The sequence below is a fragment of the Nostoc sp. ATCC 53789 genome, assembly GCF_009873495.1.
Taxonomy (GTDB): domain Bacteria; phylum Cyanobacteriota; class Cyanobacteriia; order Cyanobacteriales; family Nostocaceae; genus Nostoc; species Nostoc muscorum_A.
Map to the genome: position 1 here is coordinate 3025523 of NZ_CP046703.1, position 21582 is coordinate 3047104.

The 21582-nt window shown below is 40.2% G+C and carries 19 protein-coding genes; 8 read left to right on the top strand and 11 right to left on the bottom strand.

Translation table 11 applies throughout. The annotated features are described in order from the left end of the window. Nucleotides 1–627 precede the first annotated feature (627 nt). A complete protein-coding gene (gene mnmA, locus GJB62_RS12400) occupies nucleotides 628–1683 on the bottom strand; it encodes a tRNA 2-thiouridine(34) synthase MnmA (protein WP_114080472.1) in 1056 nt (351 codons plus the stop codon). Between the two features lie 572 nt (nucleotides 1684–2255). On the opposite strand from mnmA, the gene GJB62_RS12405 reads away from it, so the two are divergent. After that, nucleotides 2256–3554, top strand: coding sequence for a vanadium-dependent haloperoxidase (locus GJB62_RS12405; RefSeq protein ID WP_114080473.1), 1299 nt, complete (start codon nucleotides 2256–2258; stop codon nucleotides 3552–3554). Nucleotides 3555–4045: 491 nt separating this feature from the next. Further along, nucleotides 4046–4873, top strand: coding sequence for a hypothetical protein (locus tag GJB62_RS12410; RefSeq protein WP_245246154.1), 828 nt, complete (start codon nucleotides 4046–4048; stop codon nucleotides 4871–4873). 233 nt (nucleotides 4874–5106) lie between these two features. Here the strand turns inward: GJB62_RS12410 and GJB62_RS12415 are convergent, their stop codons facing one another. Both GJB62_RS12415 and GJB62_RS12420 read right to left on the bottom strand, forming a co-directional pair. Further along, nucleotides 5107–5334, bottom strand: a complete 228-nt coding sequence (locus tag GJB62_RS12415) for a hypothetical protein (protein ID WP_114080475.1) — start codon at nucleotides 5332–5334, stop codon at nucleotides 5107–5109. Nucleotides 5335–5446: 112 nt separating this feature from the next. Further along, entirely contained in the window at nucleotides 5447–5719 is a 273-nt protein-coding gene (locus GJB62_RS12420; protein ID WP_147262434.1) for a hypothetical protein, read from the bottom strand. 377 nt (nucleotides 5720–6096) lie between these two features. On the opposite strand from GJB62_RS12420, the gene GJB62_RS12425 reads away from it, so the two are divergent. Both GJB62_RS12425 and GJB62_RS12430 read left to right on the top strand, forming a co-directional pair. Next, complete coding sequence (locus GJB62_RS12425; RefSeq protein ID WP_114080476.1) at nucleotides 6097–8454, top strand: tetratricopeptide repeat protein; 2358 nt, start codon at nucleotides 6097–6099, stop codon at nucleotides 8452–8454. 155 nt (nucleotides 8455–8609) lie between these two features. Next, entirely contained in the window at nucleotides 8610–9152 is a 543-nt protein-coding gene (locus tag GJB62_RS12430; RefSeq protein WP_114080477.1) for a Uma2 family endonuclease, read from the top strand. A gap of 46 nt (nucleotides 9153–9198) precedes the next feature. Here the strand turns inward: GJB62_RS12430 and GJB62_RS12435 are convergent, their stop codons facing one another. Then, nucleotides 9199–10005, bottom strand: coding sequence for a class I SAM-dependent methyltransferase (locus tag GJB62_RS12435; protein WP_114080478.1), 807 nt, complete (start codon nucleotides 10003–10005; stop codon nucleotides 9199–9201). A 268-nt stretch (nucleotides 10006–10273) separates the two neighbouring features. On the opposite strand from GJB62_RS12435, the gene GJB62_RS12440 reads away from it, so the two are divergent. Then, nucleotides 10274–11020 (top strand): DUF561 domain-containing protein, encoded by a 747-nt coding sequence (locus GJB62_RS12440; RefSeq protein WP_114080479.1) that lies wholly within the window; start codon nucleotides 10274–10276, stop codon nucleotides 11018–11020. A 100-nt stretch (nucleotides 11021–11120) separates the two neighbouring features. Here the strand turns inward: GJB62_RS12440 and GJB62_RS12445 are convergent, their stop codons facing one another. Beyond that, nucleotides 11121–12269, bottom strand: coding sequence for a DegT/DnrJ/EryC1/StrS family aminotransferase (locus tag GJB62_RS12445; protein ID WP_114080480.1), 1149 nt, complete (start codon nucleotides 12267–12269; stop codon nucleotides 11121–11123). Nucleotides 12270–12597: 328 nt separating this feature from the next. Between GJB62_RS12445 and fetB the strand changes: the two genes are divergently transcribed. Next, nucleotides 12598–13374, top strand: coding sequence for an iron export ABC transporter permease subunit FetB (gene fetB, locus GJB62_RS12450; protein WP_114080481.1), 777 nt, complete (start codon nucleotides 12598–12600; stop codon nucleotides 13372–13374). Nucleotides 13375–13831: 457 nt separating this feature from the next. After that, nucleotides 13832–14272 carry a pentapeptide repeat-containing protein gene (locus tag GJB62_RS12455; RefSeq protein WP_114080482.1) on the top strand — a complete coding sequence of 147 codons (441 nt, stop codon included), beginning with the start codon at nucleotides 13832–13834 and terminating at the stop codon, nucleotides 14270–14272. A gap of 70 nt (nucleotides 14273–14342) precedes the next feature. On the opposite strand, the gene GJB62_RS12460 is transcribed toward GJB62_RS12455, so the two are convergent. The 6 genes from GJB62_RS12460 to GJB62_RS12485 all read right to left on the bottom strand — a co-directional run bounded on the left by GJB62_RS12460 (nucleotide 14343) and on the right by GJB62_RS12485 (nucleotide 20840). Continuing rightward, entirely contained in the window at nucleotides 14343–15683 is a 1341-nt protein-coding gene (locus GJB62_RS12460) for a TldD/PmbA family protein (RefSeq protein ID WP_114080483.1), read from the bottom strand. Nucleotides 15684–15931: 248 nt separating this feature from the next. Continuing rightward, complete coding sequence (locus GJB62_RS12465; protein WP_114080484.1) at nucleotides 15932–17404, bottom strand: TldD/PmbA family protein; 1473 nt, start codon at nucleotides 17402–17404, stop codon at nucleotides 15932–15934. Nucleotides 17405–17794: 390 nt separating this feature from the next. Then, nucleotides 17795–18619, bottom strand: coding sequence for a glycosyltransferase family 2 protein (locus GJB62_RS12470; protein WP_114080485.1), 825 nt, complete (start codon nucleotides 18617–18619; stop codon nucleotides 17795–17797). 44 nt (nucleotides 18620–18663) lie between these two features. After that, entirely contained in the window at nucleotides 18664–19968 is a 1305-nt protein-coding gene (locus GJB62_RS12475) for an NAD(P)/FAD-dependent oxidoreductase (protein WP_114080486.1), read from the bottom strand. Nucleotides 19969–20062: 94 nt separating this feature from the next. Continuing rightward, on the bottom strand, nucleotides 20063–20419 hold the full coding sequence (locus tag GJB62_RS12480; RefSeq protein WP_114080487.1) for an EamA family transporter: 357 nt from the start codon (nucleotides 20417–20419) through the stop codon (nucleotides 20063–20065). Nucleotides 20420–20456: 37 nt separating this feature from the next. After that, on the bottom strand, nucleotides 20457–20840 hold the full coding sequence (locus GJB62_RS12485; RefSeq protein ID WP_114080488.1) for an EamA family transporter: 384 nt from the start codon (nucleotides 20838–20840) through the stop codon (nucleotides 20457–20459). 163 nt (nucleotides 20841–21003) lie between these two features. On the opposite strand from GJB62_RS12485, the gene GJB62_RS12490 reads away from it, so the two are divergent. Beyond that, a complete protein-coding gene (locus tag GJB62_RS12490) occupies nucleotides 21004–21222 on the top strand; it encodes a hypothetical protein (protein WP_147262435.1) in 219 nt (72 codons plus the stop codon). Nucleotides 21223–21582 lie beyond the last annotated feature (360 nt).

A 21582-nucleotide genomic window follows, 5' to 3' on the forward strand; every position in this document is an offset into this window, starting at 1 on the left:
TGAGGAAAAAACTTTTGTAGCCCGTAGTACGGGTGTGACTTTAGGATTTTTCACAACCGTTATCAGCTAATTTAAGCTTTCGATACTCGTCAATTGATAAAACGATTAAAAATATATTCACTCTTCAAAGCATAAAAGACAAGGACATATAAGACAGATAAGAAACAGTTTTGTAAATATATATTAAGCAGATGTTCTATGGAGCGTCCTAACAATTGAACAATATTTATCTTGGTCAATTCTTGCTCATTTAACTTATTCAATCAATGCTTGTTGTAGGGTAAATGAAAAAATAAATGCTTCAACCTTCAGTAAAAATTCTTGAAAGTATAAGCATGAAAAAATTTTGGGAAAATACCCGCGATCTGACTGAATACGGTTTCAATATAATGTTATTGGAAATAAGACTAAAGTTAGAGAGCTGTGGCAGCAGCAACTTAAACTAGTTAAAAAAATTCAATGTCATCCGACTCTGCTACTGAATCAGAGTTTTGAGGAGTAGCTCTTTTTCTGGCATTATTATCCAATTTAAAGACAAAAATACCCCTCCAAAACTCAGGGCAGCTTTTGCCTATCTGAAGTTCACAGGAGGGGCAGTTTTGACTTCTACCGAAACCGGGGTAAGATTCAACTAAACTGTTCAATTATTCCGCCACCTAAAACTTTCTCGCCGTCGTACCACACCGCCGCTTGTCCGGGGGTGATGCTGATTTGGGGTTCATCAAACACCAAACGCACACGGGAGTTTTCCAACGGAATCACTGTCACTGGTGTAGGCGTTGAACGATAGCGAATTTGCACTTCGGCATGAATTGGGGTAGATGGTTCTGCAATGGAAACCCAGTTTACCCGTCCAACTGTGCATTCTGGCTGAGTAACCCTAGTGCGATCGCCTACTACTACTTTATTATTTTCCGCATCTAATTCAATCACATACAACGGTTCAGCAGCAGCAATCCCCAAACCTTTGCGCTGGCCAATGGTGTAGTGATGCACACCATCATGTTGTCCCAAAATTTTGCCTGTGGTATCGACAATATCGCCACTTTTGGGAGCTAAATATTTATCCAAAAATGCCCGCATGGAACCATTACTTTCCACTAAGCACAAGTCTTGACTTTCGGGCTTATCAGCAGTTTTCAATCCGTATTCAGTCGCAATGCGGCGCGTATCAGTTTTTTCTAGTTCGCCGAGAGGAAATATAGTTGCTGCAAGTAAATCTTGAGACAAATCATAGAGGAAGTATGATTGGTCTTTGTTGCGGTCAATAGCTCTTAATAACTGGTAACGTCCAGTTGCTTCGTCATAACTAATTCGGGCATAATGACCAGTGGCGATGCGATCGCACCCCAATTCTTCACGAGCATACTGCACCATTGGCCCAAACTTCACCGTTTTATTGCATTGAGAGCAAGGTAAAGGTGTGATCCCAGCACTGTAACCAGTCACTAGGTAATCGACAATATGGGTTTGAAAGAGATCCCGAATATCTACAATTTGATGGGGAACGCCCAGTTGTTCACAGAGATCAGCCGCGTCGATCATACCTTCAGAGCAACATTGACCTTTGCCTTTCATTAGCCAAAGAGTCAAACCAATCACTTCATAGCCCTGATGGTGCAGGATAGCTGCGGCGGTGGAACTGTCAACGCCACCAGAAAGACCAACGACGACTTTTTTCATACAAAGCACGACACGATAGCTGCGTGGTTGTCCAATTGTAGCACACACTCTTCCAAAGCCTTGCTACCAAAGCACTTCGGTTTTAAAGGAAGCAAATAGAGGCGATCGTAGTAAAAGTGAAAGCAGTTTATGCACGCATTGGAAATAGTACCCCAGAGGGTACTATTAAGCATTCAGAAATACTTCTATATTCGGAATACAAACCCTGGTAGAGTCTAGTGCAAAAAGCAAAAGGTAAGCTATTTGATTGGGTGGTGTTGGCGAATAATTGAGCATTACCCGGATGCCAACGGGGAAGCGTCAAGCTACGCAGAGTTTAGGGAAGATTATAAGCTGAGAAAGCTTATAAAGTAAACTTTTAAGCCTTACTAAACTGGATAGTTATTGCCTAGTAGAGGTTGGCGTAAATAAGCCACTCTTCTCAAATATCTAAAACCCCTACGCAATAGTAATTACGAATTAAGAATTATGCGTTCGCGTAGCGTCTCTTAGAGAAGGGGTATTACTTTACTTCTGTCTTGAAAATTAGATCCGCAACCAGGGTAAAGGCAAGATTAAGCAAAGGAATATTTATGACAGATCAAGTTATTAATTGGAACAATGTATATTTACAAACAATTCGTCTGAACGGTGGCGCACCTGGGCCAATCTCCCGTACTGGTGCTATATTACATGCTGCCATATACGATGCTGTCAATTCCATTGATCAAGACTACAAACCGTATTTAGAAATTCTTCCGGTAAAATTAGGAGCTTCTAAAGAAGCAGCAGCAGTTTATGCCGCATTTACTGTATTAAGTAGCGACACTGTTTATCCTAATGCCAATTTTCCCAAATCAAAAAATAAAAACCAGAGCTTTTTTGACGCAGAACGAGAGAAAGCCATCCATGAAATTAAAAGTAGTGGTGTGTCGCAACAGAGTATTGATGATGGTAAAGAACTTGGAATCGCCGCAGCTAAAGCAATCCTCAAAAATCGAGAAGGGGACGGGTTTGATGACAAGACCGATTACAAATCAGGACATCAGCCTGGTGATTGGCGACCAACTGGTTCTGGCCCTGCAACTACCCCAAATTGGGGCAAAGTAAAACCTTTTTCGCCAACCTTAATCAAGAAGTTTCGTCCGACTAAACCAGCAGGCTTCAGCAGTAAACAGGATCTACTGGCCAGTGTTGAATATGCTGCTCAAGTAAATGAAGTAAAACGGCTTGGTGCTGCTAATTCTACTGAACGGACTCAAGAACAAACCGATATTGCTCTTTTCTGGGCAAATGATCTTGATGGAACATATAAGCCACCTGGACAACTTTATACCATAACCCAGATTGTCTCTAAATTGAGATGTCTGAGCTTTTCCGAAAATGCACGGTTGTTTGCTTTGGTGGGTTTAGGTTTAGGCGATGCGGCCATCTTGGCATGGGATGCGAAGTACGACACCGATTTGGATTTGTGGAGACCAGAAACGGCAATTCAAAGAGCATTTGAAGACAACAACCCTGGAACAACTGCTGATCCCACTTGGAGACCTCTATCACCCAATGCTGATGGCACTAGATTTTCTCCTTCATTTCCAGCCTATATCTCTGGTCATGCCACTTTCGGAGCAGTCCATGCCAGTATTTTGCGGAACTTCTTTGGCACCGACAATGTTACTTTTACGGCAACATCTGAAGATCCAAGTGCGAGAGGCAATAATGGCATTAGAATCACACGGACATTTAATAGTTTCTCTTCCGCAGCTTTAGAGAATGGGCGCAGTCGTGTTTATCTAGGTGTCCATTTTCAATGGGATGCAGACGCAGCTTATGTGTCTGGCACCAAATTGGCAGACTTTCTGTTTGAAAGCTTACTGACACAAAATTGTAGTTAAGTAGCACAGCGCTAATATTTTCCTCATTCCTCGTCGTATGGGAGTGTATTCATTTGGGCTGTTGACTCAATTTCTGATTGGATAAGGGACTTTCAGCGAAAAAACAAAACATCCCACTGTAGGGGCGCACAGCTAGCTGTGCGCCCCTACAAATGTATCTAAAGAGCCTCTAATTAGCCTTCATTCGCAGAGCAGATGAACCAGTTTTGGGGCGGTCAAAAATGAATGCAGATGGCTATCTAAGAATGATTACAGATGTATTTTTTGCCACGCAGATGAGCTAATTTTACGTTAACGCTATATAGTGGTTGCTACAACGGTGAACTAATTAGTTCCTCATGGAAATTGCTTAAAAATACTTTGACTACTTTCTAAGTACTATGTCGAGAGGAATACCAAGTAAATTTACCCTTTTTCAGATGCTGCGCCGAAGTTCTGAGGGTTGGAAGCCCACTATCCGATTTCTCCCGCTGTTAGTAGGAGGATGGTTAGTGCTGATTTCTGACTATGCCCCAGCACAAGCAGAAATCCACAACAGTATGCTACTGGCTCAACAAGGAGGTGAAGCTTTACCACCACCGCCAATTCCCTTTGGTCAACAGCCATCACCGCAGTTACAACCAGCAGAACTAGTTGAGGATAATCAATCGGATCTAAACTTTCAACCCCCGCAACCATTACAAAATAATCAATCCGATCTGAACTTTCAAGCCCCTCAACCATTACAAAATAATCAATCCAATCAGAACTTTCAGCCCCCCCAAACTACACAGTTTAGTCAATATAACCAGAACTTTGAGCGCTACTTAGTTTACGTAGATAGTAGTGATTTCCAGACGTTACAAGCAATCCGCCAGATTGAACCCAGTGCTTACATTCGCGAGTACCAAGGAAGGAATGTTATTCAGTCAGGTGTTTTTAACAGAGTATCTAACGCCCAAGAACGGGTGAATGAGTTACAGTCACGGGGAATATATAGCGCTCGGATTATCAGCTTTGGTAACGGACAGGAAATAGATGTAGGTAATAGAGGCGTAGGGGAACGCAGCAATATAAATCCTCCCAAGCAAGCCTCTAGATATTATGTCGTTATTCCGACTACTCAAGAACAGTTATCTGCGATCGCAGAACAAATTAGGCAGAATCTAGCCCGATTTAGTCAAGATTTAGGACGATCTGGCGCTGTCCTCGAAAGGACGCAACCACGAGGACCACACGTAGCAGTAGGGCCTTTCGCCGATCGATTCCAAGCTGAGGAATGGAATAAGTATCTGCGAAATATAGGATACCGAAATGCCAGGGTTTTCTACGGTAAATGAAGAAGTTAGGAGTCTATCCAATACTTTTGGGGTTTTGGGGAAAAGGGGAAAGGGAAAGGGTTTGAATTCCCCTTTCCCCATTGCCCTTTAACCTTTCCCCAGACCAAAGAGAGATTATTGGGTTTATCCGAAAAGTATTGAGAGTCAATCGATTTGAGATTTTGAATTTTGAATTGAACAACAAATCTAAAATTTAAAATCCAAAATTGATAGACTCTCCACTTCCACAATTATTAACGCAGGGATTCAATAATTACCGCTATTGTAATTAAACACAAGAGGATAATTCCCACAGGAAGCAAAAACTGTTGTAACAGGTACAGCAGTATAGGTATGATTTGTAAGATACCTAAACCAATGGATAGGACGTAAGCGATCGCAATTCCAAACAGCACTAACAAGAAATATTTCAAAGACTTAGAAGCAAAGCGAAAGAGAAGTGTATCCTGATTGGTGTCCATAATTTTACTCACGAAAGTAGCTGATTTTTAGCAGTGAATATTTTTTTTGATTTCCCGTTTCTCATTTTGTAAATCAGAAAGGGGAAATCATACCCAGCACGAAGATTTAGTTTTACACGTGGATATTTCCCTGATGGGGTGAATTATTCAAAGACTGTTGTTGCCTTTGTGGATTGCTTTGCTTTTCGTAATTAACTAATAGTTGGAACGAAATAAACAAGCCCAACAACAGCAGCAAAAACGAGCCGAAACTAGAAGAATACTTGTTTATTTCTCGCTCAACACCACATTTGAGGCAAACATATCTATTGGGATTACGTGTATCTTGGGCAAAAGGGCACTGATTCTGATTGCAATCATGATGACAATCTCTGTCTAACATCATTGAACCTCCTGTAGGATAAAGACTTACATACTTAGTTGTAAATACGCTCTACAGAATCTAGTTAGTTAATACCCACTGCTGTTTAGTAGACCCCACTTTCATGAGTCATTGATCTAGGACGGTAACAAATAACATCTGTGATTTACTAAGGTTGCAGTAGTAGCGCTGGTAAAATCTATCCTCAACCACCTTATTATTGGCGCTTAACTTAACTTCGCCTGTATTACTTACAAGAGTAATACAGTCCATAATGCTTTGCAGTCGGATAAAGTCAGCTTCCTACCCAGTAGGAAAAAGTTTTTTTGTAGTATAAAGGGTAGGAAGAAGTAGTAAAAGTATGGTTATAATGAATTACAAATGATACATCAAGTTAGCAAATGGGTGTAGAAGAGGCCTTAGAGTTTGTAGATAACTTGGTTTTTCTCCAGACAGGAGAACATCTAGATAAAACTCAAAGGATTATCTTGCGTAATTTGTGGGAGGATGAAAAGCGGACTTACCAGCATATTGCCAACAGCCGTGGTTATACAGAAGCGCATTTAAAAGCAGTTGGTGCAGAACTTTGGCATTTACTCTCCAAAGTGCTAGGAGCGAAAGTCTCAAAATCTACGTTTCAAGGCGTAGTTCAGGGATTTAGAACAAACCAACAGTCGCAAAAAGCTTCTCAGATTCCGAATCTAGCGACGAATGGGACTAAACCTCAAGATTTAGATTCTAACTTTGTCGGGCGCGATCGCCAAATAGCCGAACTCCACACCTTATTCAATCGGGGAGAAAAAGTTATCCTCATCCAGGGTGAAGGTGGTGTTGGCAAAACAAGATTAGCACGCAAATATTTTAAAAGTCAAAAATTTAATTTTGTCCTAGAACTGTGGATGGCCACAGAAATCCAAAACCTTACTCCTGTAGAGAGTGTAGTTGAAGAATGGCTACGGCGATACTTTAACGAAGAACCGGGAGGAGATTTTGGGATCAGCTTAGAACGACTACGGCGCAAACTCCGAGAACAAACTTCTAAAATTGGGGTATTTATCGATAATCTAGAAACTGCTCTCGATAAAAATGGGAAGTTCCTAGAATATCGTCGCCCTTATGTTGAGCTATTGAGAGTATTAGCAGACTCGGATGTGCATTCAGTTACTTTAGTCACAAGTCGTGAGCGTTTGCGGGAGTCTAGTCTAGAGGTTTATCTCTACCCACTCGAAGGTTTAGATGATGAAGCATGGCGAGAATTTTTCAGCAGTTGCCACATCAATTGTGATTGTACTATTCTCAGCGAAATGTGCAGTGCTTATGGAGGTAACGCCAAAGCAATGCAAATTCTCCGAGGAGCAATATTGACAGATTTTTCTGGTGATATCCATTCATATTGGCAGGAGAACTCTACAGATTTATTAATAGAAAGAGAATTAAAAGATTTAGTCGCCAGTCAATTTACCCGTCTCCAACAAATTGACTTAGAAGCTTATCGTCTCCTTTGTCGTTTAGGATGCTATCGTTATCAAGATATTCCTTCACTACCTATCGAGGGAGTTTTATGTTTGCTTTGGGATGTACCAGCCCAAAAACGTCGAGGTGTAATTAAAGCTCTACAAGATTTGTCTTTGATAGAGGCGAAAAAAGGACAATACTGGTTACATCCTGTAATTCGTGATGAAGCGATTAGTAGATTAAGATTAATCATTGAAGAATGGGAATTAGTAAACCGAAAAGCCGCAGAATGTTGGACACAAAGAGTTGTATCTATTACAAATATAAATGATGCTTTAACTGCTTTAGAAGCTTATTATCACTATGTAGAAATTAGTGATTTTGAGAAAGCTGGTGATGTAATCTTACAAGGAAGAGGTAAAAAATGGGGTACAGGTTTACCTTTAGGTTCCTCGTTTTACCAATTGGGACTACTTCAGAAAAATTTTTCTGTAATTCAACGAATAATAGACGATATAAAATCGCCAGAAAGATTAATTAGACTTTACAATATACTTGGCTATACATATCGAATAATCGGTTGCATTAGAGAAGCAATAGAATGCTATGAGAAATCAGGAAAAGTCTTAGGCACATTAGATGCCAAACAAACAGAAATTTCTATTGTGTTTAATACAGGGCTTTGCAAACTTGAATTATGGGAAATAGAAGCGGCCGAAGATTGTTTCAATTCTGTTTGTATACTTGCTGAACAAAATAGCAATCTTGATGATTACATGACTTATGCTCAATGCTGTCTAGCTATGATAAAATCACGCTTTGGTAGCAGAGAAGATGCCTTTAATCTTGCTGAAGTTGCCTTTTCTAGCATCTCAACATCAACTAGAGTAACTTTGTGGGGAATAGGGCATAGTTTAGTAACTCTCTGCTTAACTTATAAAAATTTAGGGAATCTGAAAAAATCCTTTGAGTTGTGCCAACGAGCTATATTTCATTCTGAAGAAAACAACTTTACTCAGATTAAGGGTAAAGCTATAAGTTGTCTTGCGGAACTTTTTCGAGAACAGGGAGAATTTGCAAAAGCAATTTTCCATCATTCAGAAGCGATAGGAATTCTTGATAAAATTGGTGCTAAATCAGACTTAGCTGAGGCTTATTATCAATTGGCATTAACTCATAAAAAAATGGGTGAAATTAGTCAAAGTAGAGAAAGTTTTTTACAAGCGATCGCACTTTTTAACGAAATGCAAGCACCAAGGCAAGTTGAGAAGGTTCAAATAGCAATGGAGTGTTTTGAAAAGTAAGCGATCATATTCAGTTTTACTGCTTATTCCTGTTTTCTCATTTAGATTGGAGTGACAGTTTGGGAACAACTAAGGAATTTATGGAGCGATCGCTCCTGAAGAGGTCTGTTGTCTCCATAATATATATACAGGGAGTGTGATAATTAGAGGTTTTTATGTCCCTAACGCTTGAAGACTTTGAAAAAATGCAGCGACAGCACCCTGACTATCGTATGGAACTAGTTAAGGGTAATATTATTGTCATGAGTCCATCAGGATATGAATCAGATGAAGTCGCAGCCGAAATGGTGGCGCAGTTACGTAACTGGGTTAGACCGCGTAAACTAGGACGAACAGCAGCTTCTAGCGCTGGTTTCAGATTGCCAAATTCAGATTTACGCGCACCGGATGCTTCATTTGTTTTAGCCGAACGCTTGCGTCGCAGTCCCAAGTCTTTTGCTCAATTGGCTCCCGATTTGACTGTCGAGGTGAAGTCCCCTAGTGATAATTTAGAGGATTTGAGAGCCAAAATTCAAGAATTTCTGAGTTTGGGAACTAAGGTAGGAATTTTACTCAATCCAGATGAGCGGATTGTTGAAGTTTACAACCCTGGACAAGAAGCAATAATACTTCGTGATGGGGATATTTTAACAGTTCCCGATTTGCTACCAGGATGGGAAGTACCAATTGCCGATTTGTGGCCTTTAGAGTTTGACTAGGATAGTGGTAAAAGATCCTACAGATGTAGATGGATAGAACTAAATGTTATGGATTGCTATGTAATCCTTTAACCTTCAGAAGTTTAAAAACTACCGAATAGGGACGTGTTTTGGAATTGAAAAGCTTCCGGTCGTTTTCTGCAAGATGATATCGCTCTGGGGTAATTCTTGGTTCTTCAAATTCGTCTACAGAAAAACCTGCTGCCTTGAAGACTTTCCAGTAATCGGAAAGAGGGCGGTGAAACCAGATAAATGGTGTTGTAAAATGATTCCAAGGTTCGTCGTTGTGTTGTGTCCTTTCAAAGTATGAAGAGGCCCAACTATAAGAAACTATCCCATCCTCATTTACAGTTGTTGAGTTTCCTTGGGGAAAGCAAGGATGCGAGAACACAAGGATTGCAATACCACTAGGCTTAAGAACACGATTGAATGCCCTTATTGCTCCTTCGAGATCGAGCAAATCCATGAGAACATAATTTGAGACGATCATATCAAATTGCTCATCTGGAAGCGACTTTAGTTCAGTGCATGAATCCAAATGAAAATCTATATCTAGATTATTTTGGCTAGCTCTGAATTTGGCAATTTCTATCATCTGAGCTGAAAAATCTACACCAGTTACACTGGCCCCTTTCAGATAAAGCTGGCGTGCCAGATACCCTGTACCACAACCAGCATCGAGAATAGACAATCCCGCAACGTTACCAGCGAAACTCCATATTACTGGATCTGAGTTCAAAATTCGATTGCTGTCACCATCATCCCCAACTTGAATATCCCAGTCTTTAGCTCTATGATCCCAGAGTTCAAGTATTTCTTGCTCGTCAAATTTTGCCATGATTTCTTCAGTCACATCTTCCTCCTGAAAAGAATTACTTAACAGAACTAAATTATTTTCACATAGATATCTGCTGAACTTTATGCTTCATGGTAGTGTTGTGCAGCATTTAATACCTAGGTGAATTGGGAGAGTAAACTTTTGATAGGCAAAATTTGGTTAGTGGCGGTAAAGGATAAAACTATAAAAATTTGGCAACTGCCATAGTGATTTAGTTCCTCATCAACTGAGTGACGGTAGAATATACCTAATTTATAATTTTCATAGCTTCAAAAGCCTAACCATGACGATGCATCCTACACTCCAACGTGCATTTACTAACCGCCGCGTTCTGAAAGTGATTAGCGGCTTGAATAACTTCGACGCTGCTAGCGTTGCTGCGACTGTCAAAGCTGCTGAATTTGGCGGTGCTACTTTTGTTGATATTGCCGCCGATCGCGCTTTGGTACAGTTAGCTAAAAGTTTGACAAAATTACCAATTTGTGTATCAGCAGTAGAACCAGAAAAATTTGTGCAAGCTGTAGCAGCTGGTGCTGATTTAATTGAAATCGGGAATTTCGATTCCTTCTATGCTCAAGGTCGCCGCTTTGAGGCTCCAGAAGTACTAGCGCTGACTAAGCAAACCCGCGCTCTTCTCCCAGAAATCACCTTATCTGTCACCGTTCCCCACATTTTGGAACTAGATCAACAAGTGCAGTTAGCAGAAGAACTGGTAAAAGCTGGAGCAGATATTATCCAAACCGAAGGCGGTACTAGCAGTAACCCAGTTCACCCTGGAACTTTAGGATTAATTGAAAAAGCTGCTCCCACCTTGGCAGCAGCTTTTGAGATTTCCCGTGTGGTGTCAGTGCCAGTATTGTGTGCTTCAGGCATTTCTAACGTTACAGCACCATTAGCGATCGCAGCTGGTGCAGCTGGTGTTGGTGTTGGTTCCGCCATCAACCAACTCAATAGCGAAATAGCAATGATTGCTGCTGTGCGTGGCTTAGTAGAAGCTTTGGCGGCTGCAAGAGTGCTAACTCAGAAGTAAGAAATAGGGAGGGGCATTGGGCATTGAAAAGAGGCAGAGGTGCAGGGGGCAGAGGGGAAAACTCTTCTCCCTTTCTCCCTGCCCTTGTCCTCCACTTCCCTCACCCCAAACAATCCTTCAACGCATAAATCACCTGGTCTTGCTGGTGCTGTGTCAATTCTGGGAACATGGGCAAAGCTATGACTTCATGGCAAGCTTGCTCTGCTATTGGTAAGTCGCCAATTTGATAGCCCAGATTTTGATAAACTGGCTGCAAATGTAAAGGGTAGGGGTAATAAATCATTGAACTTACGCCCTGTTCTTGCAATTGATTACGCACCCAATCTCGATATTTGGCGCTAGAACCATTTCGCCCTTCACCTGAGATACGAACAGTGTATTGATTCCACACCCCAATACCCCCAGGTAATTCTTGAGGCGGGACGATTCCCGGAATTTGGCTAAGGAATTGATAGTAATAGTTGGCGATATCTCGACGGCGATCGTTCCAAGTATCTAAATAACGCAGCTTAATCTGCAATATGGCTGCTTGGAGAGCATCCAAGCGGCTATTTACACCAATTTCCTCGTGTAAATATCTAACTTTACTACCATGCTCCCGGAGTATTCGCAGTTTAGTAGCGATCGCAGGATCATTAGTTGTTATTGCTCCGCCATCGCCGCAACCACCAAGATTTTTGGTAGGGTAGAAACTGAAGCAACCAATATGTCCAATACTTCCTACTTTTTCATTGGCCCACATTGCGCCTGTAGACTGAGCGCAATCTTCAATTATTGACAAATTGTGAGATTGAGCGATCGCCATCAATGATGTCATATCCACAGGTTGTCCAAATAGGTGAACCGGGATAATTGCTTTAGTTTTAGGTGTAATCGCTGCTGCTACTTGCTCCACATCCAAATTAAAGGTAGTAGCGTCAATGTCAACGAAAACAGGTTTTGCACCAACAGCGCTAATTACTTCAGATGTCGCAATAAAGGTGAAAGGCGTTGTAATCACTTCATCGCCTGCACCAATTTCCAAGACTCGTAACGCTAAGTAGAGCGCATCAGTACCAGAATTACAAGCCACACATTGAGTAACAGTATTATAAGCAGCAAATTGTTGCTCAAAGCTTTCAACTAGGGGGCCGCCAATATAGCGACCAGAAGCCAGAACCTCTAAAACGGCTGCACTTACTTCTGCTTCGATGGTGGTGTATTGCTGCTTGATATCAAAGGCAGGGATGGGATTTACACTTTGGATCATGAGTTCTCATTTTATCGGGAGATACAAAGGATGCACTTCGAGAGTCAATTTTTGCTGATTGAATTGTTAATCAAAAAGGAGCAAATAAAAGACTATCGCCTAAGATACGCATCTATTAGGGTTTTTACTTAAATTGTGGCGCAGTAGACTACCGCACATTTAATTTACAGATAGTAGACATACTAGGAGTTTGCCATGTTAAGGTTGTACCATTTTTTAATTTTGAATTGATGAAGGTGATATATATCAACCAAGATCCAACACATCGGATCAAAGTTCCAGGTGTGTGAGCTGCTTTGAGAAGAAAATACTAGGAGATAGAAAACCCATGCAGGATATGATCAAGCTGGATTTCGTGGATTTAGCTATTGCTGTGGGATTGATGGCGATCGCCATTGGTTTATCTGCCTGGGAAAAATTAGGATTAGAGTTAAACCTAGCCCTTGCTACTGGGAGAACCATCTTACAACTTCTTGTATTGGGATACATTTTAGATTTCATCTTGGCTTTAGACAATGCTTGGGCAGTTTTGGCGCTATTAGCAATAATGCTGACAATTACGGCGATTGTCGCACGAAATCGCATCAGCCAAAAAATTCCTCATTTGTTGCCTTTGGTGTGGGGTGCAATTTTAATTAGTACCGTCCTGACAGTGTTTTACACCAACTTCTTGATTATTCAACCAGACAGATGGTATGAACCACAGTATATAATTCCCTTAGTAGGAATAGTCTTAGGCAATGCTACCAATGCAGCTGCGATCGCAGGCGAACGTCTTGTCAGCACCATTAATTCCAGCCATCTCGAAATAGAAACCCACTTGAGCTTAGGTGCAACGCCCCAGCAAGCAGTTAGCCAGTATCGCAAAGATGCCATCAGAGCCGGATTGCTCCCCACTCTCAATCAAATGATTCTCATCGGGATGGTAGCAATACCAGGAATCACCACAGGACAGTTACTAGCTGGTGTGAAACCTCTGGATGCTGTATCTTACGAAATTTTAATTATCTTTATGGTTGCTCTCGCTAACTTGTTGACAACAATTTTGCTTACTAGGGGGTTGTGCCGTCAGTTTTTCAATTCCGCCGCGCAGTTAGTTAGTTAAACAAGTCTTCAATTACGAGCCTAGGAAGCTGATACCCAAATCAATAATGGGACTAGTGGTCTGTCGCAAAAGTTTTGATAGGTTTGTAGTGAGCGATTTATCGCTCAAATCAAGGACTAAAGTCCTTACTACGAACTTTTATAACCCTTCAGAATTAATGCGATGAACCACTAGCCCTTTCAAGGTGACTGGTAAAATCTCTTTTTTCTCTCTGCGCTCTCTGCGCCTCTGCGGTTTAAAAATGATTTTTCGGCGTTGCTTGCGGTGTCCAAGCACTTGTAATCTCTACTAAAAAACTTTTAATTTTAATACTATCGGACTAATTTACACAAGAATATCTAATCTCATAGAAATTATATATTCCTCCGATCGCATGAGTACAGAATTCTGTAATCTTGGCACACTGGTATCGTAGAAGTTAAAAATTGAATGACTTCTAGAAGTGTCGGAGGTAAATATGAAACGAATTTTTTTGACGGCAGCAGCCTTACTCAGCACGCTATCTTTAGCTGCGCCTATTCCCGTCAAAGCAGAAAACTCCGCCCCTGTCCGGCGCTTGCTGGAAACTAGAGAATGTTTGGGATGTAATTTAGCAGGAGCAAACCTCAAAGGCGCTCATTTGATAGGTGTTGACCTGAGAAATGCAAATTTAAAAGGAGCTAATCTCGAAGGTGCTAATTTAGAAGGCGCTGATTTAACTGGTGCTAATTTGAAATCTGCTAATCTCACAGAAGCATTCGTCAGTGATACCATCTTAAATAATGCCAATCTCACCAACGTGAATTTGAGTAATTCCCGTTTATATAATACTGACGTAGATGGCGCTGTTTTGGCTAATATTGATTTAAGCGGTGCAGATGTATTCAATACTGCCATTAGCGTCGGTGGTGAATATTAATGGTAAGCCATTATTTCAAAGTGATGAGTTAAGAGCTAAATTCAACTCCTAACTCTACACTTACTAAGTTTTATTCACCAGTAATTGACAGTTCATTAACCCAGATTTTCGGGCAAACTCCCCCTGGCGTTAACTCAGCTTCTTTTTCTACATAAATAATTGACTTTAAGAGTTCCAAGAAATCGCCAGCAACTGTTGCTGACTCAATACTTGTCCTAACACCCTTATTAACTAGCCAACCATCAAACGGCAGAGAAAAGGAACCTTGCAAAGATTTAACTCCTGCATGGAGAGCTTGTAAATCATCGATAAAAATCACATTTTCAGCAGTATCTAAACTTAGCTCTTCTTCAGGAGTCGCTGTTGTAAAAACGTGATAAAAATTGGGGCTAACGCTGACTTTTGCACCAATACTGGCATTACCTGTTGGCTGGGCATTCAACCTTTTAGCAGTACCTGCACTGTGGAGAAAGCTTGTTAAAACGCCATTTTCAATTAGCGAAATCTGGCGAGTTGGAGTTCCTTCACCATCAAAAGTTTCTGCTCCTACGTTAGCTGGGTGCAGTGCATCGTCAAAAACTGAAAGTAGAGGAGAAGCAATTTGCTTACCTAAATCATCAGGAGTAGATAGGCTTTGATTGTCCAAAATGCTTTGAGCGTTGAACAAGTTAGAAAAAGCACCCAACAGACTTAAGAAAGCTTCTGCTGAGAAAACAACTCGATATTTACCAGTCTTGATTTTTTCATAATTCAAGTGGCTGATAGTTTTATCCGCAGTTTCTTTGATGCAACCATTGATGTCTAGATTATCTAAACTTTGGTTGATTCTAAAAGCACCTGCACTGCGAGGTTTTTTTCCTTCTTCTTCAGTTTTGCTATAAAGATAAACTGATGCTAAAGAATGAGATTCAGTTCTGACTGCGCCATCGCTATTTAGATAAAATCTGTCAATATCTCTTTGTGATAAACCGTTATAAGGCACACCTTTAATTGCTGGATGAGCTGCGAGTAATTCTTTTTCAGCTACCAATAATCTTTCTATGAGTGCAGCAACAGGTGCTTGGGGTGTCTTATCTTGAGCTTTATTTGGAATAGGAACAGTAGCTTCGGGACTAAAATCAGGAACATTTTCTTTAACACCAAAGAAACTAGCTTCATAAGCAGTTTTCAAAGCTAATTCCAGTCCTTTGGAATCTACATCTGTGGTACTGGTGACACCCATTGTATTCTCTTCATTCCAGACACGAACAGTAACACCAGAGCGATTTGAAGCTTTAACCTGTTTTGGCTCACCTTGGTCTACTTGCACGCTGGTATCATCTACTGTTGAGCCATAAATGTCAAATTTTTTAATACCAAGCTTCTCAGCATTGTCCTTGGCAGAGTTTGCAATTTCATTGATATTTGGCATAGTCAATTTTAGATTTTAGATTTTGGATTGGAAGCGATTCTATTTTTAAGATTAGATTTTGGATGTTATTGCTTATATTTCTCTCGAATAATTCTGACTGAATTAACAGTCAAAGAATTTGTTCTTTTAGATTTTAGATTGAACCTACGGAATTATCCGGGAGCTTGAGCATTTTGGATTTTGAATATTACAATCCAAAATCCAAAACCGTTCGACTGAGCGGAGTCGAAATCCAAAATCTAAAATTCTTATCGTCCACCGACGGTAATAGAATCAACCTTGATGTGGGGTTGTCCGACTGTGGTGTAAATGCTGCCACTGACAGAGCCACAAAAACCTGGTGCAATTTCCAAATCTTGGGAACACATAGAAATTTTATTCATAATTTCCTTGGCTTCACCAATTAAAATTGCTCCCTTTAGCGGTTTAGTGATTTTGCCATTTTCAATCAAATAAGCTTCATCAACACTAAAGTTAAATTGACCTGTAGCACCAACACTACCACCACCCATTTTCTTACAGTAAATACCTTTATCAACAGAGGCAAATAAATCATCAGTGCTATATTCGCCAGAATCAATATAAGTATTACGCATCCGGCTAGCAGCAGCAAAGGTATAATTTTGGCGGCGGCCACTTCCAGTTCTGGGGTGTCCGGTGCGTGCAGAACCTGTTCTATCTGCTAAGAAGTTTTTGAGAACGCCTTTTTCAATTAATAAGGTTCTTTGAGCAGGCATACCTTCGTCATCCATGTCAATTGTCCCGAAGGCATTTTCAGAGCGCCCTTCGTCCCAGGCTGTCAAACTTTCGTGGGCAATTTTTTCGCCTTTTTTGTCAGCGAAGGGAGTGGTATTGCGTTCAATTTGAGTGGTTTCTAGCAGGTGTCCGCAGGCTTCGTGGAAAATTACGCCGCCAAAGTGATTGGCCATAATAATCGGGTAAGTACCCGACTCTACGTAATCGGCATAGAGCATTTTGCCGGCAGATTCTGCTATTTTTTCGGCGGCTTGTTGAGAATTCCAAGTTCTCAAGAAATTAGCATCGCTAGTATTACCCGCGCGATCGCCAATTGAGGTACGATTAGCACCATCAGCACACAACAGGTTAAATCCTACCGACTGGGTGAGGCGAATATCACGGGCAAAAGTTCCGTCACTGGCGGCGATTAAGACTTCTTGCCAATCACGAAAATAGGTAGCACGGCGCGATTGGACATGGCTAGCTTTTTGCTTCAGGTGAGCAGTCCCATCAAGGAGGACTTCTCCCATTTCGCGGATGGAGCTACACACTGGTAGCCATGCATCTTTACCTCTTTTGGTGGCGTAATCTCTCAGTAGTTCCAGGTTAATTTCTGGGATGAAAGCTTTAGGAGCAGGTAATTGCAATCCCAGGATAGACAGACCTTTTTCTAAAGCTGCTTTCAAACCGGAAAACGAAAGGTCATTAGTGCTGACGTAGCAATCGGCTTTGCCACGAAATACTCTGACTCCCGCACCTGTAGACAGACTTGGTGAAATACTAGTGATGGAATCCTCTTCTGCAAGACAACTAATATAGTTGCGACGTTCTAAAAATAATTCGATGAAGTCAGCGCCTGCGGCGCGTCCTAATCCCAGGAGGGTAGCCAGGGGGGCTTCCCAGGTTTCATCGAAACGCTCTGGTGTAGAGGAATATTGTAAGGTGGGAAGTTGATTCGAGAGAAGTAGCGTACTTGTAAGCATGGGTAGCCTCGTCTGCTGGCGTAATTCAGAGATTTGACTGAAAAATCCTGGTGTGTTCACTCTAGCAAATTTACTCAACTACCATCTTGACCAATTCTTTGAAAAGTAGTGTGGATTTCCCTAACTCTCCTTCAAAAGGGTTGTCAATAAAAAAGCCCGCAAAGGCGGGCTGAGATTTTGAAAATTCCCACCATTGAGGGTAATGGCAGAAAATGAGATACACCTAATATTATGTATTTACTTAGTACTCTTCTCAATGAGGGGAGTCAGGAGCTAGAGATGCTCTAACTCTAGTAAGAAGAAAGAAATTTCCTGACGAATAACTCCTACTAAATATGTAATCTTATTTCCTACAAAGGCTTAATTTAATCCAGACTATCACTCTTAGCTTTATTTACGATTTCCCATTTTCAGTGGAATTCTTGCTGTTTGTTGCTCATTGAAAGTCTGACTTAAGTTAGAACTTTGTCCTGTAGATAATAGATTCTTAAACAAGAGCTTCAGTGTGCGAGTAATAGTTTTCAAAATTTTCATCTTGCTCGCAGTTGGCTTTTGGTCATATCTCAAAACCATTGGAATTTCTGCGATTTTTGGTCTGAGTACTTTGGCTTTCAATAGTAAATCTATCATGCAAGCAAATCCACTTTCAGTAAATAGATTGTCACCATAATACATATCTAATTTACTAACAAAATTACGGTTATATAGCCTGTAACCACAAGTGTAGTCTCTTACACCGGGTACACGGGCTGCAATTCTAAACAGCCAGCTAGCTCCATAACTCATTATCTCTCTAAACTTTGATAAACCTATGACTTTAGAGCCTTTTCGGTATCTAGATGCGATCGCAATATCATAGCTACCAGCTATCATAGTGTCATACATCTTTATTAAGAGTTCTGGCGGTTGAGTGTTGTCGCAATCCATCGCGGCTAAAAAATCGCCTTCTTGAGAAATTTCTAAAAAAGTCCTAAAACCTGTTTTAATTGCTTCACCTAAACCAGCATTCTTGGGATGTTGGACTAAATTAAGTAATACCCCCAATAATTGAGATTCTTCTAAAGCAGTCTGAGCAGTTGCATCACTACTACCATCATCAACAAGAATCAGTTTTATCTCCATATTAGAGATTTGCTGCAATGTCTGAAATCTTTTGAACAAGGGGCGAATTGATTCTTGCTCGTTGTATGCGGGTAAAAGAACAAAAAGACTCATAAAGACTCCTGTAATTTTTAAAATAAAATCCAATTAATCAAATTTCAAGAATTCAGCAATGTTGATTTCTTGAGAAATTCATCAACCTGTCGCACAACTGCGTTGTTGTTGACGCTATCATTGACCAACTGTGAGGTATTGACGACGAAAAAATCTTCGTTTTCGGTACTCACTTTTGGAACAAGGCTGGAATAATCTAAAACTTGTAGTGGCTGCACTTTAATAGCTCGATTTATATGTGCTGCTACAATGTCATCTGATTTGAGTTCTGGGAACATCAAACGTATACCCTGAAAAAATACTTGGCGCAATTCATCATCGGGCTGTTTTAGCAACGGGTCAGTGGAAAGGATATATTTTGGTAGAAATGTCATGTGATATCCTGCTGTTTCTTGCAAAGAAACTAAGTTGCTCATACCGATGACTCCGGTAAAAGGAATAGTTCTATCGGCGATATTTACGACGTAATAAGGAACTAAAGCTTTGCGAGTAATCAATACCATGCAGATTACACCCAGGTATTCTACTGTTTCATCAGTGTCGGAAACTTTTATCAGTTTATCAGCAGCAACTTGTTGCAAAATATTAACTGGGCCAGTAAAAATTACTTTATCAAAATGTTCCTTTTTACCCTGAAATTCTACCCACATTCCACCGCCTGGATGAGGCGCGATATATTCTACTGCAACACCTGTGTGAATATGACCTCCAGCCGCATAAATTAACTTTTCTATATGGTCAAAAACGGTTTTGTAACCGCCTGAAACGTAACCAAGTTGTTCTTTATTTAATGAAGAATCACGCGCTGAAAATAGTCGTTTGATATAAGCCCAAATAAAAACTGCTGATATTCTCTTATAGTTCTCTCCTAATTTGGATAAAAGTAAAGGTTTCCAGAGCTTTTCGTATGTGCTTTTACCACCGAGTTTTAATAGCCAATCTTCCACTAAAATCTTCTCTAAGCGCCGCCAGTTATTCAGACGTGAACCATATAGGAGAGTAAAGGCTAATCTGATTTTACCTATAAGTCCAAATAGAGGAAAGCGAAGAAATTCTATAGTGTTACTGATAGAATAGAATTTTTTATTGTCATAAAATCCTGTTAAACTTCTATGCCAACGCAGTTTATCTCCAAGCCCAATATCTCTGAGAAAATTTATTAAATGAGTATCAGAAGGTAGGATAACGTGATAAAAGCGATCCCAAGTAAACAACCCATAATCATGATACGTGGTGAGCCCACCAAGCTGTTTGTTGCTATCGAAGACAGTTACTATATGTCCTTGATGTGCAAGACGTTGGGCTAATACTAGACCAGTTATGCCTCCGCCAATAATACCTATATTCATAAATTTAATTTATATTTTTGTAGCTATGTTTTTGAAATTTATTTTCCGAAGCCGTTAATAACATTAAAAACCTCAACATTCGGCCCTTTAGCTATCAGTTTACAACAAGAACTACACCAGTTATGATAATAGATATTCCTAACCACTGGCTAAATACAACTCGCTCTTTTAAAAGATAGTGAGAAGCAATTGGGATCAGTGCATACATTAGTCCTAAAACTGGAAATGCTTGACTTAGAGGAATTGTCCGCAATACATAAAGCCACAATACAGTCATAAATGTATAGCAGATAAACCAAATCCAAAAATAACGAGACAATAAAAGATTTAAAATAGATGTGCTAGCTCCCTTAGTAGGGCTAGAAATATGAAGTCCATATTTTAGTGATATGTTAGCTGTGGTTCCGAATAAAACTACAACTATTAAAAGTAGCCAGGTAATAATGTTCATGTTCTAATAGGTTTTGTAGAATTTACTATAGAGAAATTTATATAGGCTTTTTCAGAGGAATAACTACTAAAAGAATACCTAGAAAAATAGTGATTACTCCTGCAATTCGAGTTAGTGTAATCACCTCATTAAAAAAGTAGTATGAACCGAAAAGTATACCGACATAATTTAAACTAGTCAGTGGATAAGCAATACTCAATTTTACCGATCGCAAAGCCAGTATCCAATTGACTATTCCTAAGCAATAAACACTAACAGCTAATGCTAATTTTTGAAGAAATACCCAATCTAATAGTCCCTCATCTGTATGACTCATGGTATATTTCATGAGCAATTGCCCAGAAATACTAAATAAAATACTGACAAACAAGATAATATAGGGAATTATTTTAACGTTTGAAATTTCCAATATAGATTTCATCGTACATTTCCCTCAATCGAGATAGTAGGTATGAACCGGCCAGTAAACAGCCTATTGTTCTGGACGTTTCTGATTTCGGTGATACTTTCTGTGCAATTCGACTTCCACTTCCTAAAATAGATAACAACATTAAGAAGGCTATTTTGAAGGGACTGATATTAAAATGACCACCAAAAGCTGTGCCCAAGAGTTAGCAAATGAATACTATACAGCTTGTAAAACGGTTGCTATATTATTGCAGCATCCGGTATTGTCGGAGTCAAGTGCTTATAGTTGTATTTTCAGTTTGGCTTTACCCAACTGTGAATTGCAGAAGCCTTCCGTATCAGCCAGCTATGCTTCCAGAGTACTTTGTAGTGCGATCGCAACATCTATGTCATAGTTGATGCAGATATGCGACAAGTTAGGGCTTTGTCAGTCTCCAAGCTTACATACATATCTGTAACCTCGGCTGGTAACTAAGCCGACTAATAAAAACTTGTACTCAGCTTAAGTGTATATACTTAGTCTTTTTGGACACAAGAACACAATGAGTGATAGAAGTCTGCTTGGCTACGGAAAGTAGAGAGATGAATCAGTCTCAAGTAATGCGCTTTACAGGTCTGTGGGGATTTTACTTAATGTCCAAAGGGAGTTTTTCACGAGACTAACGGCTAATGTAAACTAGCGTTTGGCGATTAACTCACAGCTTACGTTAATTTAAGCAGATTTGAGATGTTTTACATTTAGTCTTAGGCTTGTT